This window comes from Arthrobacter sp. NPDC056691, assembly GCF_042791415.1.
GTDB lineage: Bacteria > Actinomycetota > Actinomycetes > Actinomycetales > Micrococcaceae > Arthrobacter.
This window is the reverse complement of sequence record NZ_JBHTXX010000020.1, coordinates 76,082-98,721: the sequence shown is the minus strand read 5'-3', so window position 1 is coordinate 98,721 and position 22,640 is coordinate 76,082. Positions and strand designations below refer to the sequence as shown.

Here is a 22,640-nt window from a genome sequence, read left to right as displayed (position 1 = left end):
AACGCCCGGTCCCATTCCGAACCCGGAAGCTAAGACCCACAGCGCCGATGGTACTGCACCCGGGAGGGTGTGGGAGAGTAGGTCACCGCCGGACAACCATTAAGGTCGAGGACCCCAACCACCAGGTTGGGGTCCTCCCGCATTTAACACCGGCTTAGCCGCATTCCACCCCAGGCCCCGACAGGCACAACCAACTGGCCCAGTCCCCGAACGCTCCATCACATCCTGCAGCGTTTCCCCAAACGCTTCCGCAGCTTTCGCAGGTTTTCCCCAGACGCGCACTCACATCCCGCAGCGTTTCCCCAAACCCTTCCGCAGATCCTGCAGGTTTTCACGAGCCCCGGCATGTACGCCGGGGCCGGAGCCACCTAACGGCCTTCTCCCAGGTGGGTCGGACGGGCCTGGTCAGCTGGTCCGCACTCTGGTTGTCGCAGTCCCGCCGACGCTCGATTCGGCCTTGACGGCGGTGACCTGCTTCGTTGGTCCGGGCTTGACCGTCAGTGTCCAGGCTCCCAGGGCGTTCGCCTTCACGGTGCCCAGGCGGGTGGCGGCACGCCCCGGCGTGACGTCGTACAGCACGACGGTGGCTGAGGTGGCCGCCGTCGAGCCCGTAAACTTGGAGGTTCCGGCGAAAGCCATGTCCTTGGTCAGCCGGTGCCGGGCGGCGATGATGGTCACGACGTCCTTCTGTCCCACCGGGGCCGTGGCCGGAGATGGGACGGCCGCCGGTGGTGATGCGACCGGTGACGTGGCCGGAGTGGTCGTTACGGGTGCAGTCACCTCTGTGGGCTGGGTGGTGAGTGGCGCCGGCACTCCCGCCGTCCCCGGGGTTGCTGCTGATGGGGCCGGTGCAGATTGATTGATCGGATGCGGCCTTACAGCCTCGACGGGATGATTGGGATCTGCGTTGTTCGTGTCGATGCCGACGCTGAACTGGGCCATCATGTCATGGTCCTCATGGGGCAGGTTGTGGCAGTGGATCATGTACCTGCCGCGGTTGTGCTCAAACTTCATGAGCAGCCGAACTGTTTCCCCTTCACCCACGTAGACCACGTCCTTCGGCCCCCGCTCGTGGGCGAAGGGTGCCTGCCCGTTGCGGCTGACGACCTGGAAGTCCACCAGATGGATGTGGACCGGGTGGAACCATCCTCCTGAGCTGTTTTCTATTTCCCAGATTTCCACATCGTCGAGATCGGGATCGGCAAGAACCTTCCTGTAGCCACTCTGCACCACCTCGTCCCACGTCATGCCGCCGATGGTCCACATGCCGTTGTCCCGCTTCACCCGCATGCGCCGGGTTTTTACAGAGTCCGAAGTCTTGAGGCTCATGGCGGTGCTCGGGGCGAGAAGAGTCGGCAGCACCCTGGCGCCGGGTCCGGACGTGTCGACCGGCTCGTCCGTTACGTCGAAGGCCATGACTTTGCTGGTGAAGTCGTAGTCCACATTGTTCTTGTTGGACAGGTTGCGCAGTTCCACCCGCTTGCCGACTGGATACTTCGAAAAGTCGATAAGGACCTCGTAGCGCTCGGCGCCGCCGTGCCGCCAGGATGTCACCTGCTGGGCGGCCGGCATCAGGCCGCCGTCCGTTGCGACGATGGTCATGGCGTCGCCTGTGCTCAGCGAGAAGCGGTAGGAGCGCGCAATGGATGCATTGAGTATGCGGAAGCGGTAGACCCGTCGCTGGACCTTCATCACCGGCCAGGGCGCTCCGTTGACAAGGATGACGTCACCCCATAGGCCGGAGTGGGTGTTGTCGTTGTAGCCGAGGGAGCCGTTGGCTGCGAACATGGCGTCGGAAACAGTGAGCGGCACGTCGAACTTTCCCTGCGGAAGAATGTTGCCTTCCACATCGTCGTGCAGGTGGTACTGCGCGGCCAGGCCGGAGTAGACGCTCTGGCCCGTATTGTGCACCGCGTGGTCGTGGTACCAGAGGGTCCGCGCCGGCTGGAAGTTGGGGTATTCGTAGTCCTTGCAGTAGTCCCGGCCTGTGAGGTCGTTGGCGTAGCCGTCGAACTGCGGCAGCGACGCAGACCCGTGCAGGTGGGTTGAGGTGTCAAGCCGGTATCCCCACTGCGGATGGAACAGTGGCAGGACGTTGTCCATCTCCAATGTGATGCGTTCGCCCTGATTCACTTTGATGGTCGGGCCCGGAAATGTCCCGTTGTAGCCGAGGATGGGAGTGCTGAGGCCAGGCACGATGTTCGCCAGGGCGGCTTTCTGCTCGATCTTGTACAGGTGCCGCTTGTGACCGTCGGGGTCCACAACCGTGCTCTTGGGCTTGAGTACCTCTGGAATGGGAAGAGCCCGCTGGTAGGGCTTTGGCATGTTGCGGGACGCCAGCTGGCTTGCCGACTTGGCGTTGACGGACGTCAGGGGTACAGCCAGCCCAAAGGCACCGATGATCCCCACTCCACCTATTTGCAGTGCCTGACGGCGAGTAACTGACACGACTACCTCCAACGTCGCTAGAAAGTCCATTTGATTTAGTTGAGGGTGTAATACCTACCCTGCGGAAACCTTGAGCGAGACAGGGCCGGCGGCGGCCTTCTTTGGGTGGGGGCCGCCCACGGGACGCCCGCTTGGGGAGGCGCCCATCAGGACTCTGAGGACATCACAAGGTCTTGGGCCTGCTCAGGAGCGGAGCGGACCCGCTTCCCCGTACCCGCGGCGGGGCGCCGGCGGGCCCGGTACAGTACAGCCGCTGCCGCCACGGCAAGCGTCCCGGCGGCGATGACCCACATGGCCATGCCCGCCGGCTCCACGACCGACAGAAACGGCCGGTCCCAGGGCTGGCCCACACTGATCAGCCATTCCTGCCGTCGCGAATCCGGCAGCTGGTCTGTCTGTTGGGCGAGGGCCCAGCCGTGCATCGCGTAGAGCATTGCCACAGCTCCCAGGGACATCAGCCTGGCGGCCACTGATGATCCGGGCCCGCGGTCCGTGGCACGGGCAAGGGAAGCAGCAAACAGGCAGCCGGAGAGCAAGGCCAACAGGGCCATGGCCTGGTATCCGAACTGGGTGCGAGACGAGTACTCGAGCAAAGGCGTGTAGTACAGGGCAGCCAGCACTGCGGCCAGGCCGGCGGCCGCCGTAAAGGGCGCTGACGTGGCACTCAGAACGGGACGCAGTGTCAAGGTGAGAGCTTCGGCACCGCCTATGGACCCGTCCTGCCTGGGTGCCGCGGCGTGCCTGGCCAATGTCAGGGGGGCACCCGGTACCAGCAGGAGCGGAACGGCGGCCATTAGTAGCATCTGCGTCGTGACGTGCGCGCTGATCAGGTACTCCTGGTAGAAGCGAAGCCCTCCGTTGGTGACCAGGAACAACAGCGCGACTCCGGTGAACCAGGGGACGGCGCGGTAGGCAGGCCAGTGCCCGCCCCGGTTCCGAACACGCCGCATCCCGGCTGCATACAGGAACACGGCGACGGCGCAGAGGAAGATCCACAGGGCGTCGGGCTTCCAGCTGCTGAACACATCCACAACGCCCGGAAGACGCAGGGAAACGGGGGCGGGCGCGGCCTGCGAGGCCGTTGGCGGTGGGGTGCGCGCCAGGGCAGCCGCCAGTCCTGATGCGGCTGTCATGACGGCAAGCTCGGCCACAGCCAAAGCCGCGAAGGTGGTCCGTGCCTTGCCCAGGGCCGAATCCAGCTTCGTGAGGATCCACTTTCGGTGCAACGCCCCGAACAGGCCCAGAACGCCCAGAGCCGCGGTCTTCGCCAGGAGGATCAGGCCGTACTGCGAGGCCAGCCCTTCAAGCGTGCCGATACTTGTCACCCCAGCTGCCACGCCCGAGATTGCCAGGGCAAGGAAGGACAGCAGCGCCAACGTCGAGTAACGCCGGACCGCGGCCGGCAACTCCGTTCCCAGCGTGCGCCGCAGCAGGACGAGCGTTGCCAGGCCGCCGATCCAGATGGCCGCGGCGGCCATGTGCATGACCACCGAAACCGTACTGTCGGCGTGGCTGGCACCGCCTGCAGCATGGGAGTTCAGGGCCAGTGGTATCAGCCCCGTGGAAGCCAACACAGCCGTGACGGCAACAGCCCGTTGGCTCTGAACTCCGAAACACAGGAGCGCTGCTGTTGCCGTAATCACTACTGTCAGGGCGCTTCTGCGGCCAGCATCAACGTCCGTCAGGAAACTGACGAAGATGGCCCCGGATCCTTCCGAAAACAGTGGCAGGTTAGCCAGCGAGTGGAAGGTGAGTACGCTGATCGCGGCTGCTGCGGCCGTCCAGAGCACCGCGGAAATACCGGCTAGGACCAGCGCCTTCGAGTACGCCTTGCCTTTCGGGGGGAGGGCAAAGAGCGTGAGGATAAGCGGCCCGACTGTTCCGGCGGCCGCGACGTTGAAAGCAAGTTTGGCAACCGGGAGCCCCCAGATGACCGCTGCCCCGGTCCTGTCGAGGAATGCTGCTTCCTTGCCGGCCTCGGTCGAGTAGGCAAGGAACAGTGCCAGTAGCCCGCAACCCAGGATCATGGCAGCCGCGGCCACCGGCTTCGTCCGTGAATTCTTCATGGTCCCCCCTCGGCGGATGCTGTGGGGCCAGTCTTGCCACGCCTCCTTGGATTTTTCCTGTGGGGTGCTGTGCTCTCCCGGGCGCCCGGAAGCACGAATCGCCGACCCGGCCCACAGCAGAATGAATGGCCCTCGCCGCTGTGAGGATGCACACCCCGGCCCGTGTAAGGCCCCCGCCGTTAGTGGCTGGCACCGGCTCTCGCCTAGAATTGTCAGAGATATGCGGACACCGGACGCTTCACCACGGGTCGCGCAGGACAACCAAACACGGACAAGAGCGGCTGCACATCGCGCCAGTGGTCGGCTCACTACAGGAGGAATCCACCATGGCTGAGCACAAGGGCGGCGGTTACCGCGGCGGAAATGACCGGGGGGACTCGGGAAGCAACCGGGGACGGCAGGGGGGCCCTTTTAGGGGGACCAATAATTCCGGCGGGGATCCGCGGGGCTTCCGCGCCCGTGATGGCCGCGGTTCCGGCGGTGACCCTGACCGTAAGCCGTTTGGTGATCGTCCGCGCGGTGAGGGTGGGGGTGATCGCCGCGGTTTTGGTGGTGGTGAGCGTAAGCCGTTTGGTGATCGTGACCGTAAGCCATTTGGTGACCGCCCGCGTCGTGAAGGCGAGGGTGAGCGTCGCAGCTTTGGCGAAGGCGACGGCCGCGCGTTTGGTGATCGTCCGCGTCGTGAGGGCGAGGGTGATCGCCGCGGTTTTGGTGGTGGTGAGCGTAAGCCGTTTGGTGATCGTGACCGTAAGCCATTTGGTGACCGCCCGCGTCGTGAAGGCGACGGTGAGCGTCGCAGCTTTGGCGAAGGCGACCGCCGCGCGTTTGGTGACCGTCCGCGTCGTGAGGGCGAGGGTGATCGCCGCGGTTTTGGTGGTGAGCGTAAGCCGTTTGGTGATCGTGACCGTAAGCCGTTTGGTGACCGTCCGCGTCGCGAGGGCGACGGCGACCGCCGCACCTTTGGTGGCGGAGACAACCGCAGGCCTTTCGGTGACCGGCAGGACCGTGCACCCCGCGAGGACCGTGCCGGTTGGCAGGACCGCGGTGAGCGGCAGGACCGAGGACCCCGAAACTTTGACCGCGGCGACTCCGGCCCCCGCCAGTTCGGCCGCGACAGGGCTGAGGACCGCCCCGTCCGCGTTCCCAACGCCCGCGACCTCCGCAGCGCGAACCGCCCGGACCGTGAGCGTTCGCCCGAAATCGACGAGGACGTCACGGGCAAGGAACTCGACCGCGCCACGCAACACCAGATCAAGACCCTGGAATCCAACAGCGCGGAATGGGTTGCCCGCCACCTCGTGATGGCCGGACGGCTCATCGACGAGGAACCTGAACTGGCGTTCCAGCACGCCCTTGCCGCCAGCCGCCGCGGCGGACGCCTTGCCGCTGTCCGAGAGGCCGTGGGCCTCACGGCTTATGCTGCCGGCCACTACGGCGAGGCCCTGCGCGAGTTCCGCACCTACAGGCGGATCAGCGGTTCCAACGTCCACCTGCCAGTGATGGCCGACTGCGAACGCGGCCTGGGCCGGCCCGACCGCGCCCTGGACGTTGTCCGCTCCGAGGAGGCACAGGACCTCGACGCACCCGGCAAGGTGGAGTTGGCAATTGTCGCCTCCGGTGCCCGCGCCGACCTTGGCCAGCTGGACGCCGCCGTGGCGGAGCTGGAGATCCCGCAGCTGGACATCAACCGTGCCTTTTCCTACAGCCCGCGCCTGTTCCGCGCCTATGCTGAGGCCCTGACCGCCGCCGGCCGCGAAACCGAGGCCGGGAAGTGGCAGCGCCAGGCCGTCGTAGCCGAAGAAGCCCTGGGCCTGGGCATGGCTGAGGAACCCGACATCATCGACCTCGGCTGGGACGAGGAAGAGGAAGCCCGGGAAGAAGCCGAACGCCGGAAGCGAATTGCGCAGGCAGCAGGCACGGCGGCGCAGGACGGCACCGAGTCTTCCGAACAGTCCGCCCCGGGCATCAGCACGGAGGAGGAAGCTGCCGCGCAGCGGCCTTCAGCGGACCTCGCTGCAGAAAACCTGGCGGAAGAAAACCTGGACGACGCAGAAGCGGACTACTTCGAATCCGATGACGCCGAGTCTGACCAGGACTCCGCTGAGCCGGATGAGGACGCTGACGGCGAAGTTGAAGCCGGGCACACCGACGAGCAGGATGCTGACCGCCGCCAGAACGGCTCGGAGGACTAATCACATGAGTGACGCCCAACTGATTTCGCGGTTCGATGCCCTGCTGGCTGACCTGGACGGAGTGGTGTACAGGGGTCCCCACGCCATCCCCGGAGCTGTGGAATCACTGCAGCAGCTGGCCGGGATCGGCGTCGGCCTCGGTTACGTGACCAATAACGCTTCCCGTACCCCGGCGCAGGTCGCAGCCCACCTGCGCGAGCTTGGCGCCCCCGCCGAGGACCACCAGGTGGTGAGCTCCTCCCAGGCCGGGGCCGACCTGTTGGCGTCTCTGCTTCCCCCGGGCTCCGCCGTCCTGATCACCGGAAGCCCGGCACTGGCCCACGAGGTTGAGCTGGTTGGCCTGAACCCGGTGCACAGCGCCGAGGAGAATCCGGTGGCGGTCGTGCAGGGCTTCAACCCTGCAATCGGCTGGAAGGACCTCGCCGAAGCGTCTTTCGTCCTGGCGGACGGTGACGTGCTGTGGGTTGCGACGAACACCGACATGACTCTCCCGCAGACCCGGGGGACCGCGCCCGGCAACGGGTCCCTCGTGGCCGCAGTGGCGGCCGCAACGGGCCGGCAGCCCCTGGTCGCCGGGAAGCCGGAGGCCCCGCTGTTCCACGCCGCGGCCAAGCGGCTTTCCTCGGACCGGCCGCTGGTTGTGGGCGACCGCCTGGACACCGACATCCTGGGTGGCAACCGGGCCGGCTTCGCCACCGTGGCCGTGCTGACCGGCATCGACACCCTGGAAACCATGCTGGCGGCCCGGACCGAGGAGCGGCCCCGCTACATCATCCAGGACCTGGCTGGCCTCTACGAGGCATATCCGGAAATTGATAACGACGGCGGGACGTTCCGTTGCGGGAACGCCACGGCAACCGTCGCCGGTGACGCCATCCGCATAGCAGGACCGACCGATGACCTCGATTCGTGGCGCGCGGCGTGTGCCGCGTGGTGGGCGGCCCGGCCCGACGCCGAAGTCCCCACGGCTCCCGAACTCGAGTGGCTGGATCAATAGACTGGTGCCATGCCCGAGTTGAACAACGACGCGTCGTACGATGCCCTGCCGGGCGGTGCAGCGCCGGACTCCGCAGCGCCGGACTCCGCAGTGGACGCCGCACTGTCAGACGCCGCCTGGCCGGAGCTGACAGTCCCCGGCAGCCCCGCTTCGGAGGCCGGCGTCGCTGACCCGGCGGTACTGGCCGTCCTGGACCGTGTCCGCGAGATCCCCGGGCTCCCCGTTTCGGAGCACCCGGCCGCCTATGCAGCCATGCACGACGCCCTGCTGGAAGCCCTCAACGAAGAGCCGCAGCACGGTCCGGGTGCTGCCTGACCATGCCCAGACTCGACCAACTGCTCGTCAGCAGGGGACTGGCGCGGTCCCGCACTCATGCCGCCCGGCTCATCGCCGACGGCAAGGTGTCATCCGAAGGCGACGTCCTCGCCAAGGCGTCGCTGCAGGTGGGCGACGACCGTGAACTGAGCGTGACGGAAGACGCGGCGGACGCGTACGTCAGCCGCGCCGGCCACAAGCTGGCCGGCGCGCTGGACGCCTTCCCCGAGGTCGCCGTCGGCGGAAAACGGTGCCTTGACGCCGGAGCCTCCACGGGCGGCTTCACCGATGTCCTGCTGCGGCGGGGCGCCGCGCACGTGGTGGCGGTCGACGTCGGGCACGGCCAGCTGGTGCCGCAGCTCCGCAGCGATCCGCGCGTGAGCGTGCACGAGGGGCTGAACGTCCGCTACGTGGACCCCGAACAGATCGGCGGCCCGGCAGAGCTCACGGTTGCCGACCTGTCCTTCATCTCCCTGACGCTGGTGCTGGCCCCGCTGGCTGCCTGCACCGCCCCCGGAGGCGACCTGGTCCTCATGGTCAAGCCGCAGTTCGAGATCGGCAAGGAGCGGCTGGCCCGCACGGGGGTGGTCACGTCGGAGCGCGAACGGCGCCTGGCTGTCGGTAAAGTGGCGGGGGCGGCGCTCGACGCCGGCCTGGAACTGCGGGGGCTGGCCACCAGCCCCTTGCCGGGCCAGGACGGAAATGTCGAATACTTCCTGTGGATAACGCAAAGAATGTCCGAAGACTTGCCTAAGATCGAAGAGCGGGACGCAGCCGTCGCTGCGTTGCTGGGAAAGATCTGGCCGAACCACTAGAGAGCGGAACCCGATGAGCAGGCGTGTACTGGTACTTGCCCATACCGGCCGCGAGGAATCCCTAAAGGCGGCCTGGGAGGCGTGCGCCCAGCTCCATGCCTCCGGCATCATCCCCGTCATGCAGAAGTCCGAACTGGGCGACATGGAAAGCTTCTTCGGCGCCATGGACCAACCGGTCGAAATCCTCCACGACCATATCCAGCTTCCGGACGTGGAACTGGTCATGGTGCTGGGCGGGGACGGCACCATCCTGCGGGCGGCCGAACTGGTCCGCGAAGTGGACGTGCCGCTGCTGGGCGTGAACCTGGGCCACGTCGGTTTCCTCGCCGAGAGCGAGCGTGCGGACCTCGCCCAGACAGTCGAATGGATCGCCAGCCGTGAGTACACGGTGGAGGAGCGCATGACCATTGACGTCCAGGTCTGGGTCCGAGGCCAGAAGATCTGGCACACCTGGGCCCTGAACGAGGCCGCCATCGAAAAAGGCGACCGGGAGCGCATGCTGGAACTGGTCACCGAGGTGGACGAGCGCCCGCTGACCTCCTTCGGCTGCGACGGCGTGGTGCTCGCGACGCCCACCGGATCCACCGCCTACGCCTTCTCTGCCGGCGGCCCTGTTGTGTGGCCGGAGGTGGAAGCCCTTCTCATTGTCCCCATCAGCGCGCACGCCCTCTTCGCCAAGCCTCTGGTGGTCTCGCCGCGGTCCCGGCTGGCTGTGGAGGTCCTTAACCGGACGGACGCCCTGGGCGTGCTGTGGTGCGACGGCAGGCGTTCCGTGGACCTGCCTCCCGGCGCCCGCGTGGAGGTCACCAGGTCCACCACGCCTGTCCGCCTGGCCCGCACGCACCAGACCCCGTTCTCGGCCCGGCTGGTCCGCAAGTTCGAGCTGCCCATCCATGGCTGGCGCGGCCCCGTGCCGCAGTCCGAGCAGGTCCATACCGGTCCGGTGCCCATCGTGCGCACGCCCCGGACCATGGCGCCGCCCTCGGGCCTTCGGCCGTACGAACCCGGTTCAGAATCCGATCCTCCGACTGAAAAGTGAACCATGCTTGAAGAACTGAGAATCCGCGATCTCGGCGTCATCACCGATGCCACGCTGCCGCTGGGCCCCGGGCTCAGCGTGGTTACCGGCGAGACCGGTGCCGGCAAGACCATGGTGGTCACCGCCGTCGGGCTGCTGCTGGGAGCCCGGTCGGACGCCGGCGCTGTGCGCAGCGGCGCGAAGAGCGCCTCTGCCGAAGCGGTGGTGCACCTGCAATCCGGCCACCTCGCCCTGGAACGCGCCAGGGACGCCGGGGCCGAGGTTGAGGAGTTCGACGGCGGCGCGGAGCTTCTGCTGTCGCGGCGCCTCGGTGCCGACGGACGCAGCAGGGCCTTCCTCGGCGGCCGGGCCGCCCCGGTGGGCGTACTGGCCGAAATCGGCGAGTCGCTGGTGGTGGTGCACGGGCAGACGGACCAGATCCGGCTCAAGGGCGCCGCGGCACAGCGCGAGGCGCTCGACAAGTTCGCCGGGGACGGGCTGGCCTCGACGCTCGGCGGATTCCAGGACCTCTACAGCTCCTGGAAATCCAGCCAGGCCGAGCTGGACTCACTGCGCAGTGCGGAGCGCGAACGGCTTCGCGAGGCCGAGTCCCTGGAAGCTGCGCTGGCGGAGATTGACGCCGTGGACCCGCAGGCGGGGGAGGACGAGGCCCTGAAGGCCGAGGCCGTGAAGCTGGCCAACGTCGAAGAACTCCGGATCGCCGCCACCACCGCGCACCAGGCACTCATCGCCGAGGACTTCGGCGAGGCCGGCGACGCCACGTCGCTGGTGGATGCGGCCAAGCGGACCCTGGAACACGTGGCCGAACACGATGAGGAACTCGGATCAGCGGCCTCCCGCCTCGCCGAGGTGGGATTCCTGCTCAACGACATCGCCACCGAGCTGGCCAGCTACCAGGCCGGGCTGGACTCGGAGGGGCCGGAGCGCCTGGCCGAAATCGAAGAGCGCCGCGCCTCCCTGGCCAAGCTGGTCCGGAAGTATGCGCCGAGCATCGACGAGGTCCTCGAATGGGCGGAGAGTGCCCGGGCACGCTTTGACGAACTGCAGGGCGACTCCACCCGGATTGAGAACCTGGAAGCGGAAGTGGCCAGGGCCGCTGCCGAGTTGAAGAAGCAGGCCGCGGCCATCAGCAAGGTCCGCGCCAAAGCCGCCAAGGACCTCTCCGCCCGGGTCAGCGCCGAGCTTAAGGCACTCGCCATGGCCGATGCCACCCTGGTGATCACCATCGAGGCCGCGGCCCAGCTGGGACCCCACGGCGCAGACGAGATCTCCTTCCTGCTGCAGCCGCACTCCGGAGCGCCCGCCCGGCCGCTGGGCAAGGGCGCGTCCGGCGGCGAGCTCTCCAGGGTCATGCTGGCCATCGAGGTGGTGCTGGCGGCGGTGGACCCCGTGCCTACGTTCGTCTTCGACGAGGTCGACGCCGGCGTGGGTGGCCGCGCCGCAGTGGAGATCGGCCGGCGGCTGGCCATGCTGGCCCGCCACGTGCAGGTCCTGGTGGTGACGCACCTGCCGCAGGTCGCGGCGTTCGCCGACCAGCACATCCGTGTGACCAAGACCTCGGTGCGGGGCTCTGACGGCTCCACCGCCAAGGGTTTCACCTCCAGCGACGTCCAGCTCCTGGACGAGGCCGAACGCGTCAGGGAACTGGCCCGGATGCTGGCAGGCCAGGAGGACTCCGAAACCGCGCAGGCGCACGCCCAGGAGCTTCTGGACGACGCCAAGCTCCTGCCGCAGCAGGCCTGAGCTGCTGGCTCGGGACCCGGCGGTCCTTGGGCCCCGTTCTTGCCGGCGGCGCGGCTCTTGCTTGCAAGGCGTGGACAGGGAAAACTGAAGCCTTTGGGGACGCATACCCGATCCGTGGAAGGCTCAATTGATGATAGGCTCGAATTCCGTGGTGCAGCGATCAAATTCCCGTGTAAATTCCCGGTTCCCGGGCTCCTCCAAGACGACCAAACACATCTTCGTCACCGGCGGTGTGGCGTCCTCGCTAGGCAAAGGACTGACGGCCTCCAGCCTCGGCCACCTGTTGCGGGCACGCGGCTTGTCAGTAACTATGCAGAAGCTCGATCCCTATCTGAATGTGGATCCGGGCACGATGAACCCCTTCCAGCACGGCGAGGTTTTCGTCACAGACGACGGTGCTGAAACCGACCTCGACATCGGACACTACGAGCGCTTCCTCGACGAAAACCTCGAGGGTTCGGCCAACGTGACCACCGGCCAGGTGTACTCCACGGTGATCGCCAAGGAACGCCGCGGCGAGTACCTCGGTGACACCGTCCAGGTCATCCCGCACATCACCGATGAGATCAAGCGCCGGATGCGGCTGCCCTCCGAGGGCAAGAACGCGCCGGACGTCATCATCACGGAGATCGGCGGCACGGTCGGCGACATCGAGTCCCAGCCTTTCCTTGAGTCCGCCCGCCAGGTCCGCCAGGACATCGGCCGGACCAACGTCTTCTTCCTCCATGTTTCCCTGGTCCCGTACATCGGTCCTTCGCAGGAACTGAAGACCAAGCCCACGCAGCACTCCGTGGCCGCCCTCCGCTCCATCGGCATCCAGCCGGAAGCCATCGTGATCCGTTCGGACCGCGAAGTCCCCGACGCCATGCGCGAGAAGATCGGCCGCATGTGCGACGTCGACATCGACGCCGTGGTCAACGCCGCCGACGCCCCCAGTATCTACGACATCCCCAAGACCCTGCACACGCAGGGCCTGGATTCGTACATCGTCCGGGCGCTGGACCTGCCGTTCAAGGACGTCGACTGGACCAGCTGGGACAAGCTCCTCGAAGCCGTCCACAACCCGAAGCATGAGGTCGAGATTGCCCTGGTGGGCAAATACATCGACCTTCCGGACGCATACCTGTCCGTCACGGAGGCCCTGCGCGCCGGCGGATTCGCCAACGACGCCAAGGTCAAGATCCGCTGGGTGCCGTCGGACGAATGCGAAACCCACGAGGGCGCTGTGCGCTCCCTCGAGGGCGTGGACGCCATCTGCGTTCCGGGCGGCTTCGGTATCCGCGGCCTGGAAGGCAAGCTGGGCGCCCTGAAGTTTGCCCGCGAATCGCGGCTGCCGGTGCTGGGCCTGTGCCTCGGCCTGCAGTGCATGGTCATCGAGTACGCCCGCAACGTCGTCGGCCTGGAGGGTGCCTCCTCCAGCGAGTTCGAGCCGGACTCCAAGTACCCGGTTATCGCCACGATGGAAGAGCAGCTGGAATTCGTCGAGGGCCGCGGCGACCTCGGCGGCACCATGCGCCTTGGCCTGTACGAGGCCAAGCTGGATGAGGGCTCGGTCATCGCCGAGACCTACGGCACCACCACCGTCAGCGAACGCCACCGCCACCGGTACGAGGTGAACAACAAGTACCGCGAGCAGATTGCTGCCGAGGGCCTGGTGTTCTCCGGCACGTCCCCGGACGGCAAGCTGGTGGAATACGTGGAGCTGCCCCGCGAGGTTCACCCCTACTACGTGGCCACCCAGGCGCACCCGGAACTGAGCTCACGGCCCACCCGGCCGCACCCGCTCTTTGCCGGCCTGGTGAAGGCCGCCCTGGACCACCAGAGCGGCAGCGACGGAACCGGTTTTGAGCCCGCCGCGGCCGGAACCGGCGAAGCCGCCGCAGAGTAGAACCCAGCAGAGCAAATTCACAACACCTATAGAGCAAGGACGGCGCGATGCCCGGTAAATCTGAAAACACCCCTGCTGGCCGGCAGGTTTCGGATGCGCCGAGCCCGCGCCGTCTGCTCTCCCGGGAGCGGGTCTACAACGGCCGGATCTGGGACGTTGTCAGCGACAGCTTCAAGCTCACCGCCGAGGGCGACCCCCTCGTCCGGGACTACATCGAGCACCCCGGTGCCGTCGCAGTGCTCCCCATGAACGACGACGGCGAGGTGCTGCTGATCAAGCAGTACCGCCACCCGGTGGGCATGGACCTCTGGGAGATTCCCGCAGGCCTGCTCGACGTCGAGGGTGAGGATTTCGTGGTGGGCGCCGGGCGTGAACTCGCCGAGGAAGCGGACCTGATCGCCAGCGAGTGGAACGTCCTGGTGGACTTCTTCAATTCGCCAGGTTCCTCCAGCGAGGCGATCCGCATCTACCTCGCCCGCGGCCTCACCGAGGTCCCGCATCACGAACTGCACGTCCGCACGGACGAAGAAGCTGAAATTGAGTTGCACTGGATCCCGCTGGAGGATGCCGTTGCGGCGGTGCTGGAGGGACGCCTGCACAACCCGTCCGCCGTCGTCGGAATCCTTGCTGCCGCCGCCGCGAAAGCGGACGGCTTCAGCGGACTACGGCCGGGCGACGCCCCCTGGCCGGCGCACCCCAGCCAGCGCTGATGTCCGCGGACACTGCGGCACAGGAGGAATCTCCGGCCACGCCGGCACCCCAGCCGGCAGCCGGCGCCGAACCGAAACCGCCGGAACGTCCCCGCACCGCGATTGACCGCGGCGTGACCGACTACCTCCAGCACATGGGCGTCGAACGGGGCCTCGCGGCAAACACGCTGTCCGCGTACCGCCGCGACCTCGCCCGCTATTCCACCTACCTCGCCGGCCAAGGGCTCGGCAGCCCGGCTGACATCACCCGCCACCACGTGACCGGCTTCGCCCAGGCGCTTTCCGACGGCGCCGACGGCGGCACTCCGCTGGGAGTGCGGTCTGCGGCGCGGACCGTGGTGGCCGTCCGCGGACTGCACCGCTTTTGGGCGCTGGAAGGGACGACGACGGCGGACCCCGCCAGCGACGTCCACCCGCCAATGCCCGGCAAGCGTCTGCCTAAGGCCATCACCGTCGAGGAAGTCACCAGGATCCTGGAAGCCGCCGGTACTGACACCCCAACCGGCCTCCGGGATCGGGCGCTGCTGGAATTCCTGTACTCCACCGGTGCCCGGATCAGTGAAGCCGTGGGCCTTGACGTCGACGATCTCTCGGTGCAGGCCGCCGAATCCGGCCCGGCCATCGTGCGGCTGTTCGGCAAGGGCTCCAAGGAACGTCTCGTGCCGCTCGGCTCATTCGCGGCCCGAGCCCTCGACGGGTACCTTGTGCGGGGCCGTCCCCAGCTCGCGGGGAAGGGCAAGGGCACGCCTGCGCTGTTCCTCAACGCCAGGGGCGGGCGTATCAGCCGGCAAAGCGCCTGGACCATCCTGAAGGCCGCGGCGGACAAAGCCAACATCATCAAGGACGTCTCCCCGCACACGCTCCGGCACTCCTTCGCCACCCACTTGCTCGAAGGCGGCGCGGACGTCCGCGTGGTCCAGGAACTCCTCGGGCATGCCTCGGTGACCACCACGCAGGTGTACACGCTCGTCACCGCCGACACGCTGCGGGAAGTCTACGCCGCTGCTCATCCCCGGGCGTTGGGGTAATCGAGGCCCTCGGGGTATTCCCGGGCCTTGGACACACATCCGGACAGCGCCGGCAACGCTAGGCTGGTCTGCATGACCTCCGTGCCCGTCACCCTCTGCTTCCTGCTTCGGGAACGCCAGGAGGTTGGGCCTGAGGTGCTGCTGGGCCTGAAAAGGACCGGCTTCGGAACCGGCAAAATCGTGGGACTCGGCGGCCACGTGGAGGCCGGCGAGACCGATGGCCAGGCCGCGTGCCGGGAGGTACTGGAGGAAGCCGGCGTCGTGGTCCTCGAAGAGGACCTGTCCGACGCGGGAAAGGTGGAGTTTGTTTTCCCCGCCCGGCCGGACTGGAACATGTCCACCCGCCTGTTCACCACCCGCCGGTGGGCCGGTGAGCCAGTGGAGAGCTCCGAGATCATTCCGGAGTGGTTCCTGGTTTCGGCCCTTCCACTGGAGCGGATGTGGCAGGATGCGGAGCACTGGCTGCCCCTGGCGCTGGCCGGGAACGTGGTCGACGCCGTCATCACCCTGAACGAGGACAACGAGACGGTGGCGTCCGCCGAATATTCTTTCCGGGCCGTGTAACCGCCCGTTCCCTGGCGGAAACTATACGGTTAGCCTGCCTGGTCAGGACACTGCTTTTTACGTTGGGGGGATACGTGGAGTCGGAACGCGAACTGGCGTTCGTCGCCGTTCACAGGGACAGCTATCCGCGGGTTTACAGGTACGTGCGGCGGCGGGTGGAATCGCCCGAGCTCGCCGAAGAGCTCGCCGCGGACGTGTTCCGCGTCGTCTGGCAAAAATGGAACGAGCAGCGGCACCCGGACATCGCCTGGTTGCTGACCGTGGCGCGGAACCTGATCGGAAATGCCTACCGCAGCCGTGACCGTCTCGTGGCCCTGCAGGCAAAACTTCGGGCGTCCGCCGAGCTCGGCTCCGGTGTGGATTCCGCGGACCTGGCGGTCCACGACGCAATGGCCGCGCTGCGTGACTGTGAGCGCGACATCCTGCAATTGGCCTACTGGGACGAGCTGAGCATGGCGGAGATCGCCGGTGTTCTGCAGTGCAGCGAAGCTGCTGCCAAGGTCCGCCTGCACCGTGCCAGGGCCGCCTTCCGAAAGCAAATGCCGGTAACCGCCCGCTCGGGCAGCCAGAACTCGCTCACACAAGAGATGGGTGCATGAGATGGATCCGATCAAGAACCTGATTTCCGGGTCAGACCCGCTCCGCAACGATCCTGCCGGGGTGCCCGACGCCGAAGCGGCCCTGCGCCGGGTGACCACCGAAGCACCGATGTTCACGGACAGCCTGCCGGCGCACGTACTCCGGTTCGAGGACCGGAAACGGCGGCGGGCGCGCGTTGCCGGTGTCCTGACCCTGGCGGCAGCGGCTGTGACCGCCGGTGTGCTCGTGGCCGCGAACCTTGGGACGCTGGTATCGGCTCCCGAACCTGCGGGCACCGTTGTGCCGTCGCCGGCTGAATCCACCGTGCCGGCCACAGCAACTCCGCGGGCGACCCCTACCGCGACATCGACGGCGACAGCAGTGCCGGCGCCGATACGAACCGCTCCCGCGGCAGCAGCCACGTGGACCACCTTCACGGACGCCACCGGCCAGGCGACCTTCGAACACCCGCTGGGATGGACCGTGTCCCAGATGCCGCAAACCATCGACGGCGGAGCCTACAACGTCGTCGAAGTGAAGAATGCTGCCGGCAAGACCGTGTCCACCCTGCGGCTGCTCTACGACGCGGCGGGTGGTCCGGTGTGCCCGGACCCGAAGCCGTTCCGGACCCTCGATAAGGTGGTCGTTGACATTCCGCAAAAGGCGGCCAAGATCGCGGAAACCGGCTTCGGCCCGTCCGCCTTTGTCTTCCGGGTCATAGAGGGCGCCAAGGTCTACGGTTCCCTGGCGCTTGCTGACGGCGACGCGGCTTCGCAAACCACGACGTGCGGCTTGTACAACGGCATCCTCGGCCCGGACAACGTTCCCTTCACTCAATTCGGCGACACCACATGGCTCATGGCCAACGGAAAGGACGCTCCGCTCGCGTTCGACTCCGTTGCCGAGGCGAAGGCGTACATGGGGACTCGGGAGTACCAGGACGTCAAGCGCATGCTGATTTCCCTGGCGCTGCGGCCGGCCAATTCACCGGCCGCCAGCCAGCGCTTCGTCAGCGGGGACGGGAAAGCCAGCCTCGTCCTCCCGGCGGGCTGGACCGCGAAGGATGTTTCCGTTGGCACGCCGGACTACCCGGGCTCGGGAATCACCGTGTCAGACGAGTCCGGCAAGGCCGTGGCCAGTTTCCAGCACAGTGCTGCGGGCGGCCTCGGCGGCGCCTGCACGGCTGGAAAGTACAAGATCACCGAACTGGATGCCGGCGAGTCTTCCCTGACTGCCGATTGGGCTGTGGAGCGCGGGGTGCGGTTTTCCTACCGGGTGATGGACAGGACCTCGATCGGCAAGGGATTCAGCTACCAGCTCGGGTTGGTGGACAAGGACAGTGGCTCCGTCAGCGACAACTGCCTCATGTACACGTTGGTCACCGGCACCCCCACGGGCATCCTGTCCTTTACGGCCAGGGGCGCGCAGGACACCGCGGAGCCGGCATTCACCACCATGGCCGAGGCCAGGGCCTACGTTGAGACGCCGGAGTACAAGAAGCTGAAGGCCATGATCCAGAGCCTGAAGACCACCTCCTGACGCCACCACAAAGGGACCCAGAAATGAACGACGCCGGGCCGGCCACCGAAAGGTGACCGGCCCGGCGTCGTGCTTCTCCGGCGTCGTCCGCGTTACAGGCGAGGGACTACGGCACGTGCCGTTCGTCCGGACCGTTGTAGGCGCTCAGTGGGCGGATGAGTGAGTTCGCGTTCAGCTGCTCCATGAAGTGGGCGGTCCAGCCGGTGATGCGGCTGGCGACGAACAGGGGCGTGAACATGTTCGTGTCGAAGCCCATGAGGTGGTAGGTGGGGCCGGCCGGATAGTCGAGGTTCGGCTTGATGCCCTTGGCCTCGTCCATGGCCGATTCGAGGCCGTTGTACAGGCCCAGCAGCTCGGGCCGGCCGAAGTGGGCAATCATCTTGTCGAGGGCGGCCTTCATGGTGGGCACGCGGGAATCGCCGTGCTTGTAGACCCGGTGTCCGAAGCCCATGACCTTCTTCTTCTGGGCGAGGGCGTTCTCCATCCATGTCTTGGCGCGGTCTGCGGCCTCCTCGAGGGACTCCTCGGGCCGGATCCCGATCTCGTCGAAGGTGTGCATGACGGCCTCGTTGGCTCCGCCGTGCAGCGGCCCCTTGAGCGCACCGATGGCGCCGGTCACCGCCGAATGGAGGTCGGACAGCGTGGACATGATGACGCGCCCGGTGAAGGTGGAGGCGTTAAAGGAGTGCTCGGCGTAAAGAATCATGGAGACGTTGAAGGCCTCCACCACCTCGGCGACGGCCTCCTCGCCGAACGTCATCCACAGGAAGTTGGCCGAGTAGCCGAGGTCGTCCCGCGGCTCCACGAGGTCCTGCCCGCGCCGGCGACGCTGGTCATACGCCACGACGGCCGGCATCGCGGCAAACAGGTCCAGGGCCTTGGCCATGTTGGCGTCCCGGGAGGAATCCTCCGCGAGCGGGTGGCGGGCGCCCATCACCGATGCGGCGGTGCGGCAGACGTCCATGGGGTGCGCCGACGTCGGCAGGGCATCAATCACCTGCTTGACCACGGGATCCAGCGGCCGTCCGGCGCGTTCGCGGGCCGTGAACTCAGCCAGCTCGCCGGAGGACGGCAATTCGCCGTTCCACAGGAGGTAGGCGACCTCTTCGAAGCTGCACCTGGCGGCGAGCTCCTGGACGGGGTAGCCGCGGTACAGCAGTGAGTTCGTGTCGGGATTGACCTTCGAGACCGCGGTGTAGTCCACCACGACGCCATCGAGGCCCTTCTTGATCTCTTCTTCAGCCATGCTGAACTCCTTCGTTCCTTGGGTCCGGTTACCGGCTGGAAGGGCCGGTGGTCCTGCGAGAATTTGGGCGTCAGTCGGTTCCGGGGATCCGGAAGTTGAAGACGCCGGTGTCAAAGCGGTTGTAGGCCTCGTAGTCCACCAGGTCGTACAACCGCGCGCGCGTCAGCATGCTCCCTACCTGTGCCTCCTGGGTTCCGTCGGCCTTAATTGAATCCAGCGTACGCTCAGCAGCCCCCATGGCACTACGGAGCAGGGTCACCGGATAAATCACCATGTTCACGCCCACACCCTGCAGCTGGTCCACGGTGAAAAGGTCGCTCTTGCCGAACTCGGTCATGTTGGCCAGGATCGGTACGTCGACGGCGTCCCGGATGGCCTGGAACTCCGCCAGGTCTTTCATGGCCTCGGGAAAGATGGCGTCGGCGCCAGCCTCGACGAGGGCCCTGGCCCGGTCCTTCGCGGCTTCCAGCCCGTCCGTGGCGCGGATGTCGGTTCGGGCCATGATCAGGAAGTTCGGGTCCCGCCGCGCATCGGCCGCAGCCCTGATCCGCTTGGTGGCGGTGTCCAGGTCCACGACGTTCTTGCCGTCCAGGTGGCCGCAGCGCTTGGGGTTGAACTGGTCCTCGATGTGGCAGCCGGCAAGCCCCGCGTTCTCCAGCTCCTGCACGCTGCGGGCCACGTTCATGGGTTCGCCGAAGCCGGTATCGGCGTCCACGATGGCCGGCAGGTCGGTCATACGGGCGATCTGTCCTGCCCGGGTGGCCACTTCAGTCAGGGTGGTCAGGCCGATGTCGGGCAAGCCCAGGTCATTCGCCAGCACGGCGCCGGAGATGTAGACCCCGGCGAAGCCCTTCTCCTCGATCAGCCGGGCGGAGAGCGGGTTGAACGCACCGGGGAACTGCTGAATGGTTCCGGAGTTGAGCAGTTCCCTGAACTTGAGGCGTTTCTGCTCCGGGGTGGCGGTGGAGTACAGCACTTAGAACAGTCCCTTGGGCGCCGCGCTGAAATCGATGACGCCGGGCGCCGCGGTGATGTTCAGCTGGTCCAGCTCGCCCGCCGCCAGTTCCGGGAGGCGTTCGACGGCGGCCAGGAACCTTTCGATTTCGTCCTCCGCCACCAGCCCGGAAGCCAGGGTGCGGAACTTGTTCACGTACTGCTCACGGGCGAACGGCCGGGCGCCCAGCGGGTGGGCGTCGGCCACGGCGATTTCGTCCCGGATGACGGTGCCGTCGGTGAGCGTGATTTCCACGGAACCGCCGAAGGCCTTCTCGGAGATGTCCAGGGAATGGTACCGGCGGGTCCACTCCGGGTCCTCCACCGTGGACACCTTCTGCCACAGCTCCACCGTGTCCGGCCGGGCGGCGCGTTCGGGGGAGTACGAGTCCACATGGTGCCAGGCCCCGTCCTGCAGGGCCACCGTGAAGATGTAGGGGATGGAGTGGTCCAGGGTTTCCCGGCTGGCCGTCGGATCGTACTTTTGCGGATCGTTGGCGCCGGAGCCGATCACGTAGTGCGTGTGGTGGCTCGTCTTGATAAGGACGGACTTCACATTCGCCGGATCCGTGGCCTCGGGGTGCTCCTTGTTCAGCTTGCGGGCGAGGTCGATCCAGGCCTGGGCCTGATATTCTGCCGAGTGTTCCTTGGTGTAGGTGTCCAGGATGGCACGCTTGGCCTCTCCGGCTTCGGGCAGCGGAACCTCGTAGGAGGCGTCCGGGCCGTCAAGCAGCCAGGCGATCACGCCGTCCTCGCCTTCATAGATCGGCACCGGGGACGTCTGTCCGCGCATGGACCTGTCCACCGCCTCGACAGCCATCTTGCCCGCGAAGGCCGGGGCGTGCGCCTTCCACGTGGAGATCTCGCCCTTGCGCGACTGGCGGGTGGCCGTCGTGGTGTGCAGGGCCTGGCCCACGGACTGGAAGATGGTTTCGACGTCCAGGCCCAGGAGTGTACCGATACCGGCGGCCGCCGCGGGGCCGAGGTGGGCCACGTGGTCGATCTTGTGCTTGTGCAGGCAGATCGCCTTCACCAGGTTCACCTGGATCTCGTAGCCGGTGGCGATGCCGCGGATCAGGTCCTTGCCGCTGGAGCCCACGTGCTGGGCGACCGCAAGGATCGGCGGAATGTTGTCGCCCGGGTGCGAGTAGTCCGCGGCGAGGAAGGTGTCGTGGTAATCCAGCTCGCGGACCGCCACACCGTTGGCCCACGCCGCCCACTCCGGAGAGACCCGGTCGCCGATGCCGAAGACCTTGGCTCCTTGGCCGCCGGTTGACGGTGCGTGGGTGACGGCCTGTGCACGGGCCGCGATGATGGGGGCGCGGTTCAGTGAGGCGACGGCCACCGAGGCATTGTCGATGATCCGGTTGATGACCATGTCCGTGACGTCGTCGGTGACGGCCACGGGGTCTGCTGCCACCACGGCGATCTTGTGGGCGAGTTGCTGTTCGCGCGGGAGGTTTTCCTCGCTCTTGTAGACGCGGACGTGGTGTTCCTTAACCATGGGACTCCTTCTGGGCGGATGTGTGGACTGCTTTGACGTGGGAAAGACTGCGGTGCAGATGGAGGGTGGTGGCCGCTTCCGCCAGCCGGGCGTTGCCCGCCGCTATCGCTTCGGCGATGGCGGCATGTTCGGCTGCGGCCGCCGTGAGCCGGGCCTGGTCATCAGCGGCCAGCCGGCGGACCCGCACCAGGTGGACGCGCAGGCTGCGCATGGCCTGCGCCAGGTAGGAGTTGGAGATGGCCGCGTCGATGGCGGCATCCAGGCGGCCGACGAGCTCGTAATAGTCGTGCCGGGTGGGGTCAGGTGAGGTGAGCAGGGCCGGGGCGTCCAGCAGCTCCTCCTGCAGTCCCCGGAAGACGCGGGCATCGCCGCGTTCTGCCGCGAGTGCAGCAGCTTTCCCTTCAAGGGTTTCGCGGAGCTCGAACAACTCGTCGATGTCCTCCAGGGAGATGTCGGTGACGACGACGCCGCGGCCGCCCGCCGTCGTCAGCCCTTCCGCCGTCAGACGGCTCAGTGCCTCGCGGAGCGGTGTCCGGGAGATTCCCAGTCTGGCGGACTGCTCGACCTCAGCGAGCACTGTGCCGGGGAGGAGGCGCCATTCGATGATGTCATCGCGGAGTGCTGCGTAGGCTCTGTCGCTGGCACGCATACAGTCTCCCTCCCTTCGGCTCGGTTTACCTCGAGTGTATACACAGAAGCGGACCTTGCATAGTGTTGTGCCGGATTTGTCAGGGTTGAGAGGCGACTGTGTATACATAAGCTGAATCCGAGGGCGGAAGCGAGTGCTGCAGCCAGGGATTGGTTCCGTTGCTCTCGGCGAGGGCGGCCGCCAGGCGGACAGATGTGTGGCCCTGGTCTGTGGCCGGGCCGGCAGGAATGTCAGTGCCCCGGATCACAATGTGTTTATGGAAGCTTTCGGGGGACGCACCGCACACCGGGCCGCAGGGCCGGGTGCCGGCGTGTTGGCTTCAGTG

General features: G+C 66.8%; 19 protein-coding genes and 1 rRNA gene. 13 read left to right on the top strand and 7 right to left on the bottom strand.

The genetic code is table 11. The features are described from left to right. Positions 1-94: ribosomal RNA gene (gene rrf, locus ACFRAU_RS16205) — 5S ribosomal RNA — on the top strand; the annotation flags it as partial. A gap of 311 nt (positions 95-405) precedes the next feature. Here rrf and ACFRAU_RS16200 read toward each other — a convergent pair. The 3 genes from ACFRAU_RS16200 to ACFRAU_RS16190 form a co-directional block, all read right to left on the bottom strand. Continuing rightward, on the bottom strand, positions 406-2,448 hold the full coding sequence (locus ACFRAU_RS16200; RefSeq protein ID WP_378000677.1) for a multicopper oxidase domain-containing protein: 2,043 nt from the start codon (positions 2,446-2,448) through the stop codon (positions 406-408). Positions 2,449-2,594: 146 nt separating this feature from the next. After that, the gene (locus ACFRAU_RS16195) at positions 2,595-4,514 is read right to left on the bottom strand and encodes a cytochrome c oxidase assembly protein (RefSeq protein WP_378000676.1); all 1,920 of its coding nucleotides are present in this window, start codon (positions 4,512-4,514) and stop codon (positions 2,595-2,597) included. Positions 4,515-4,822: 308 nt separating this feature from the next. After that, positions 4,823-5,944, bottom strand: coding sequence for a hypothetical protein (locus tag ACFRAU_RS16190; RefSeq protein ID WP_378000675.1), 1,122 nt, complete (start codon positions 5,942-5,944; stop codon positions 4,823-4,825). Between ACFRAU_RS16190 and ACFRAU_RS16185 the strand changes: the two genes are divergently transcribed. The 12 genes from ACFRAU_RS16185 to ACFRAU_RS16130 all read left to right on the top strand — a co-directional run bounded on the left by ACFRAU_RS16185 (position 5,915) and on the right by ACFRAU_RS16130 (position 17,923). Then, a complete protein-coding gene (locus tag ACFRAU_RS16185) occupies positions 5,915-6,706 on the top strand; it encodes a hypothetical protein (RefSeq protein ID WP_378000674.1) in 792 nt (263 codons plus the stop codon). The genes ACFRAU_RS16190 and ACFRAU_RS16185 overlap by 30 nt on opposite strands. Positions 6,707-6,710: 4 nt before the next feature. Further along, a complete protein-coding gene (locus tag ACFRAU_RS16180) occupies positions 6,711-7,703 on the top strand; it encodes an HAD-IIA family hydrolase (RefSeq protein ID WP_378000673.1) in 993 nt (330 codons plus the stop codon). A 9-nt stretch (positions 7,704-7,712) separates the two neighbouring features. Further along, a complete protein-coding gene (locus tag ACFRAU_RS16175) occupies positions 7,713-8,018 on the top strand; it encodes a hypothetical protein (protein ID WP_377997933.1) in 306 nt (101 codons plus the stop codon). 2 nt (positions 8,019-8,020) lie between these two features. Continuing rightward, on the top strand, positions 8,021-8,833 hold the full coding sequence (locus ACFRAU_RS16170) for a TlyA family RNA methyltransferase (protein WP_378000672.1): 813 nt from the start codon (positions 8,021-8,023) through the stop codon (positions 8,831-8,833). A gap of 13 nt (positions 8,834-8,846) precedes the next feature. Continuing rightward, positions 8,847-9,872, top strand: coding sequence for an NAD kinase (locus tag ACFRAU_RS16165; RefSeq protein ID WP_377997935.1), 1,026 nt, complete (start codon positions 8,847-8,849; stop codon positions 9,870-9,872). A 3-nt stretch (positions 9,873-9,875) separates the two neighbouring features. Then, positions 9,876-11,615 (top strand): DNA repair protein RecN, encoded by a 1,740-nt coding sequence (gene recN, locus ACFRAU_RS16160; RefSeq protein WP_378000671.1) that lies wholly within the window; start codon positions 9,876-9,878, stop codon positions 11,613-11,615. Positions 11,616-11,745: 130 nt separating this feature from the next. Next, the gene (locus ACFRAU_RS16155; protein ID WP_377997937.1) at positions 11,746-13,503 is read left to right on the top strand and encodes a CTP synthase; all 1,758 of its coding nucleotides are present in this window, start codon (positions 11,746-11,748) and stop codon (positions 13,501-13,503) included. Between the two features lie 47 nt (positions 13,504-13,550). Continuing rightward, positions 13,551-14,213 carry an NUDIX domain-containing protein gene (locus tag ACFRAU_RS16150; protein WP_377997938.1) on the top strand — a complete coding sequence of 221 codons (663 nt, stop codon included), beginning with the start codon at positions 13,551-13,553 and terminating at the stop codon, positions 14,211-14,213. Next, on the top strand, positions 14,213-15,241 hold the full coding sequence (xerD, locus tag ACFRAU_RS16145) for a site-specific tyrosine recombinase XerD (RefSeq protein WP_378000670.1): 1,029 nt from the start codon (positions 14,213-14,215) through the stop codon (positions 15,239-15,241). Before ACFRAU_RS16150 ends, xerD begins: the two co-directional genes overlap by 1 nt. 72 nt (positions 15,242-15,313) lie before the next feature. Continuing rightward, positions 15,314-15,805 carry an 8-oxo-dGTP diphosphatase gene (locus ACFRAU_RS16140; RefSeq protein ID WP_377997940.1) on the top strand — a complete coding sequence of 164 codons (492 nt, stop codon included), beginning with the start codon at positions 15,314-15,316 and terminating at the stop codon, positions 15,803-15,805. 74 nt (positions 15,806-15,879) lie between these two features. Beyond that, positions 15,880-16,404, top strand: coding sequence for an RNA polymerase sigma factor (locus ACFRAU_RS16135; protein WP_378000669.1), 525 nt, complete (start codon positions 15,880-15,882; stop codon positions 16,402-16,404). Position 16,405: 1 nt separating this feature from the next. Beyond that, positions 16,406-17,923, top strand: coding sequence for a hypothetical protein (locus ACFRAU_RS16130; RefSeq protein ID WP_378000668.1), 1,518 nt, complete (start codon positions 16,406-16,408; stop codon positions 17,921-17,923). 106 nt (positions 17,924-18,029) lie between these two features. Here the strand turns inward: ACFRAU_RS16130 and ACFRAU_RS16125 are convergent, their stop codons facing one another. From ACFRAU_RS16125 to ACFRAU_RS16110, 4 genes are all read right to left on the bottom strand, one after another. Then, on the bottom strand, positions 18,030-19,169 hold the full coding sequence (locus ACFRAU_RS16125; RefSeq protein ID WP_378000667.1) for a bifunctional 2-methylcitrate synthase/citrate synthase: 1,140 nt from the start codon (positions 19,167-19,169) through the stop codon (positions 18,030-18,032). A gap of 70 nt (positions 19,170-19,239) precedes the next feature. Then, positions 19,240-20,145, bottom strand: a complete 906-nt coding sequence (gene prpB / locus ACFRAU_RS16120; RefSeq protein ID WP_378000666.1) for a methylisocitrate lyase — start codon at positions 20,143-20,145, stop codon at positions 19,240-19,242. Beyond that, the gene (locus ACFRAU_RS16115; protein WP_378000665.1) at positions 20,146-21,666 is read right to left on the bottom strand and encodes an MmgE/PrpD family protein; all 1,521 of its coding nucleotides are present in this window, start codon (positions 21,664-21,666) and stop codon (positions 20,146-20,148) included. Further along, positions 21,659-22,315, bottom strand: coding sequence for a GntR family transcriptional regulator (locus tag ACFRAU_RS16110; protein WP_378000664.1), 657 nt, complete (start codon positions 22,313-22,315; stop codon positions 21,659-21,661). Before ACFRAU_RS16110 ends, ACFRAU_RS16115 begins: the two co-directional genes overlap by 8 nt. Positions 22,316-22,640 lie beyond the last annotated feature (325 nt).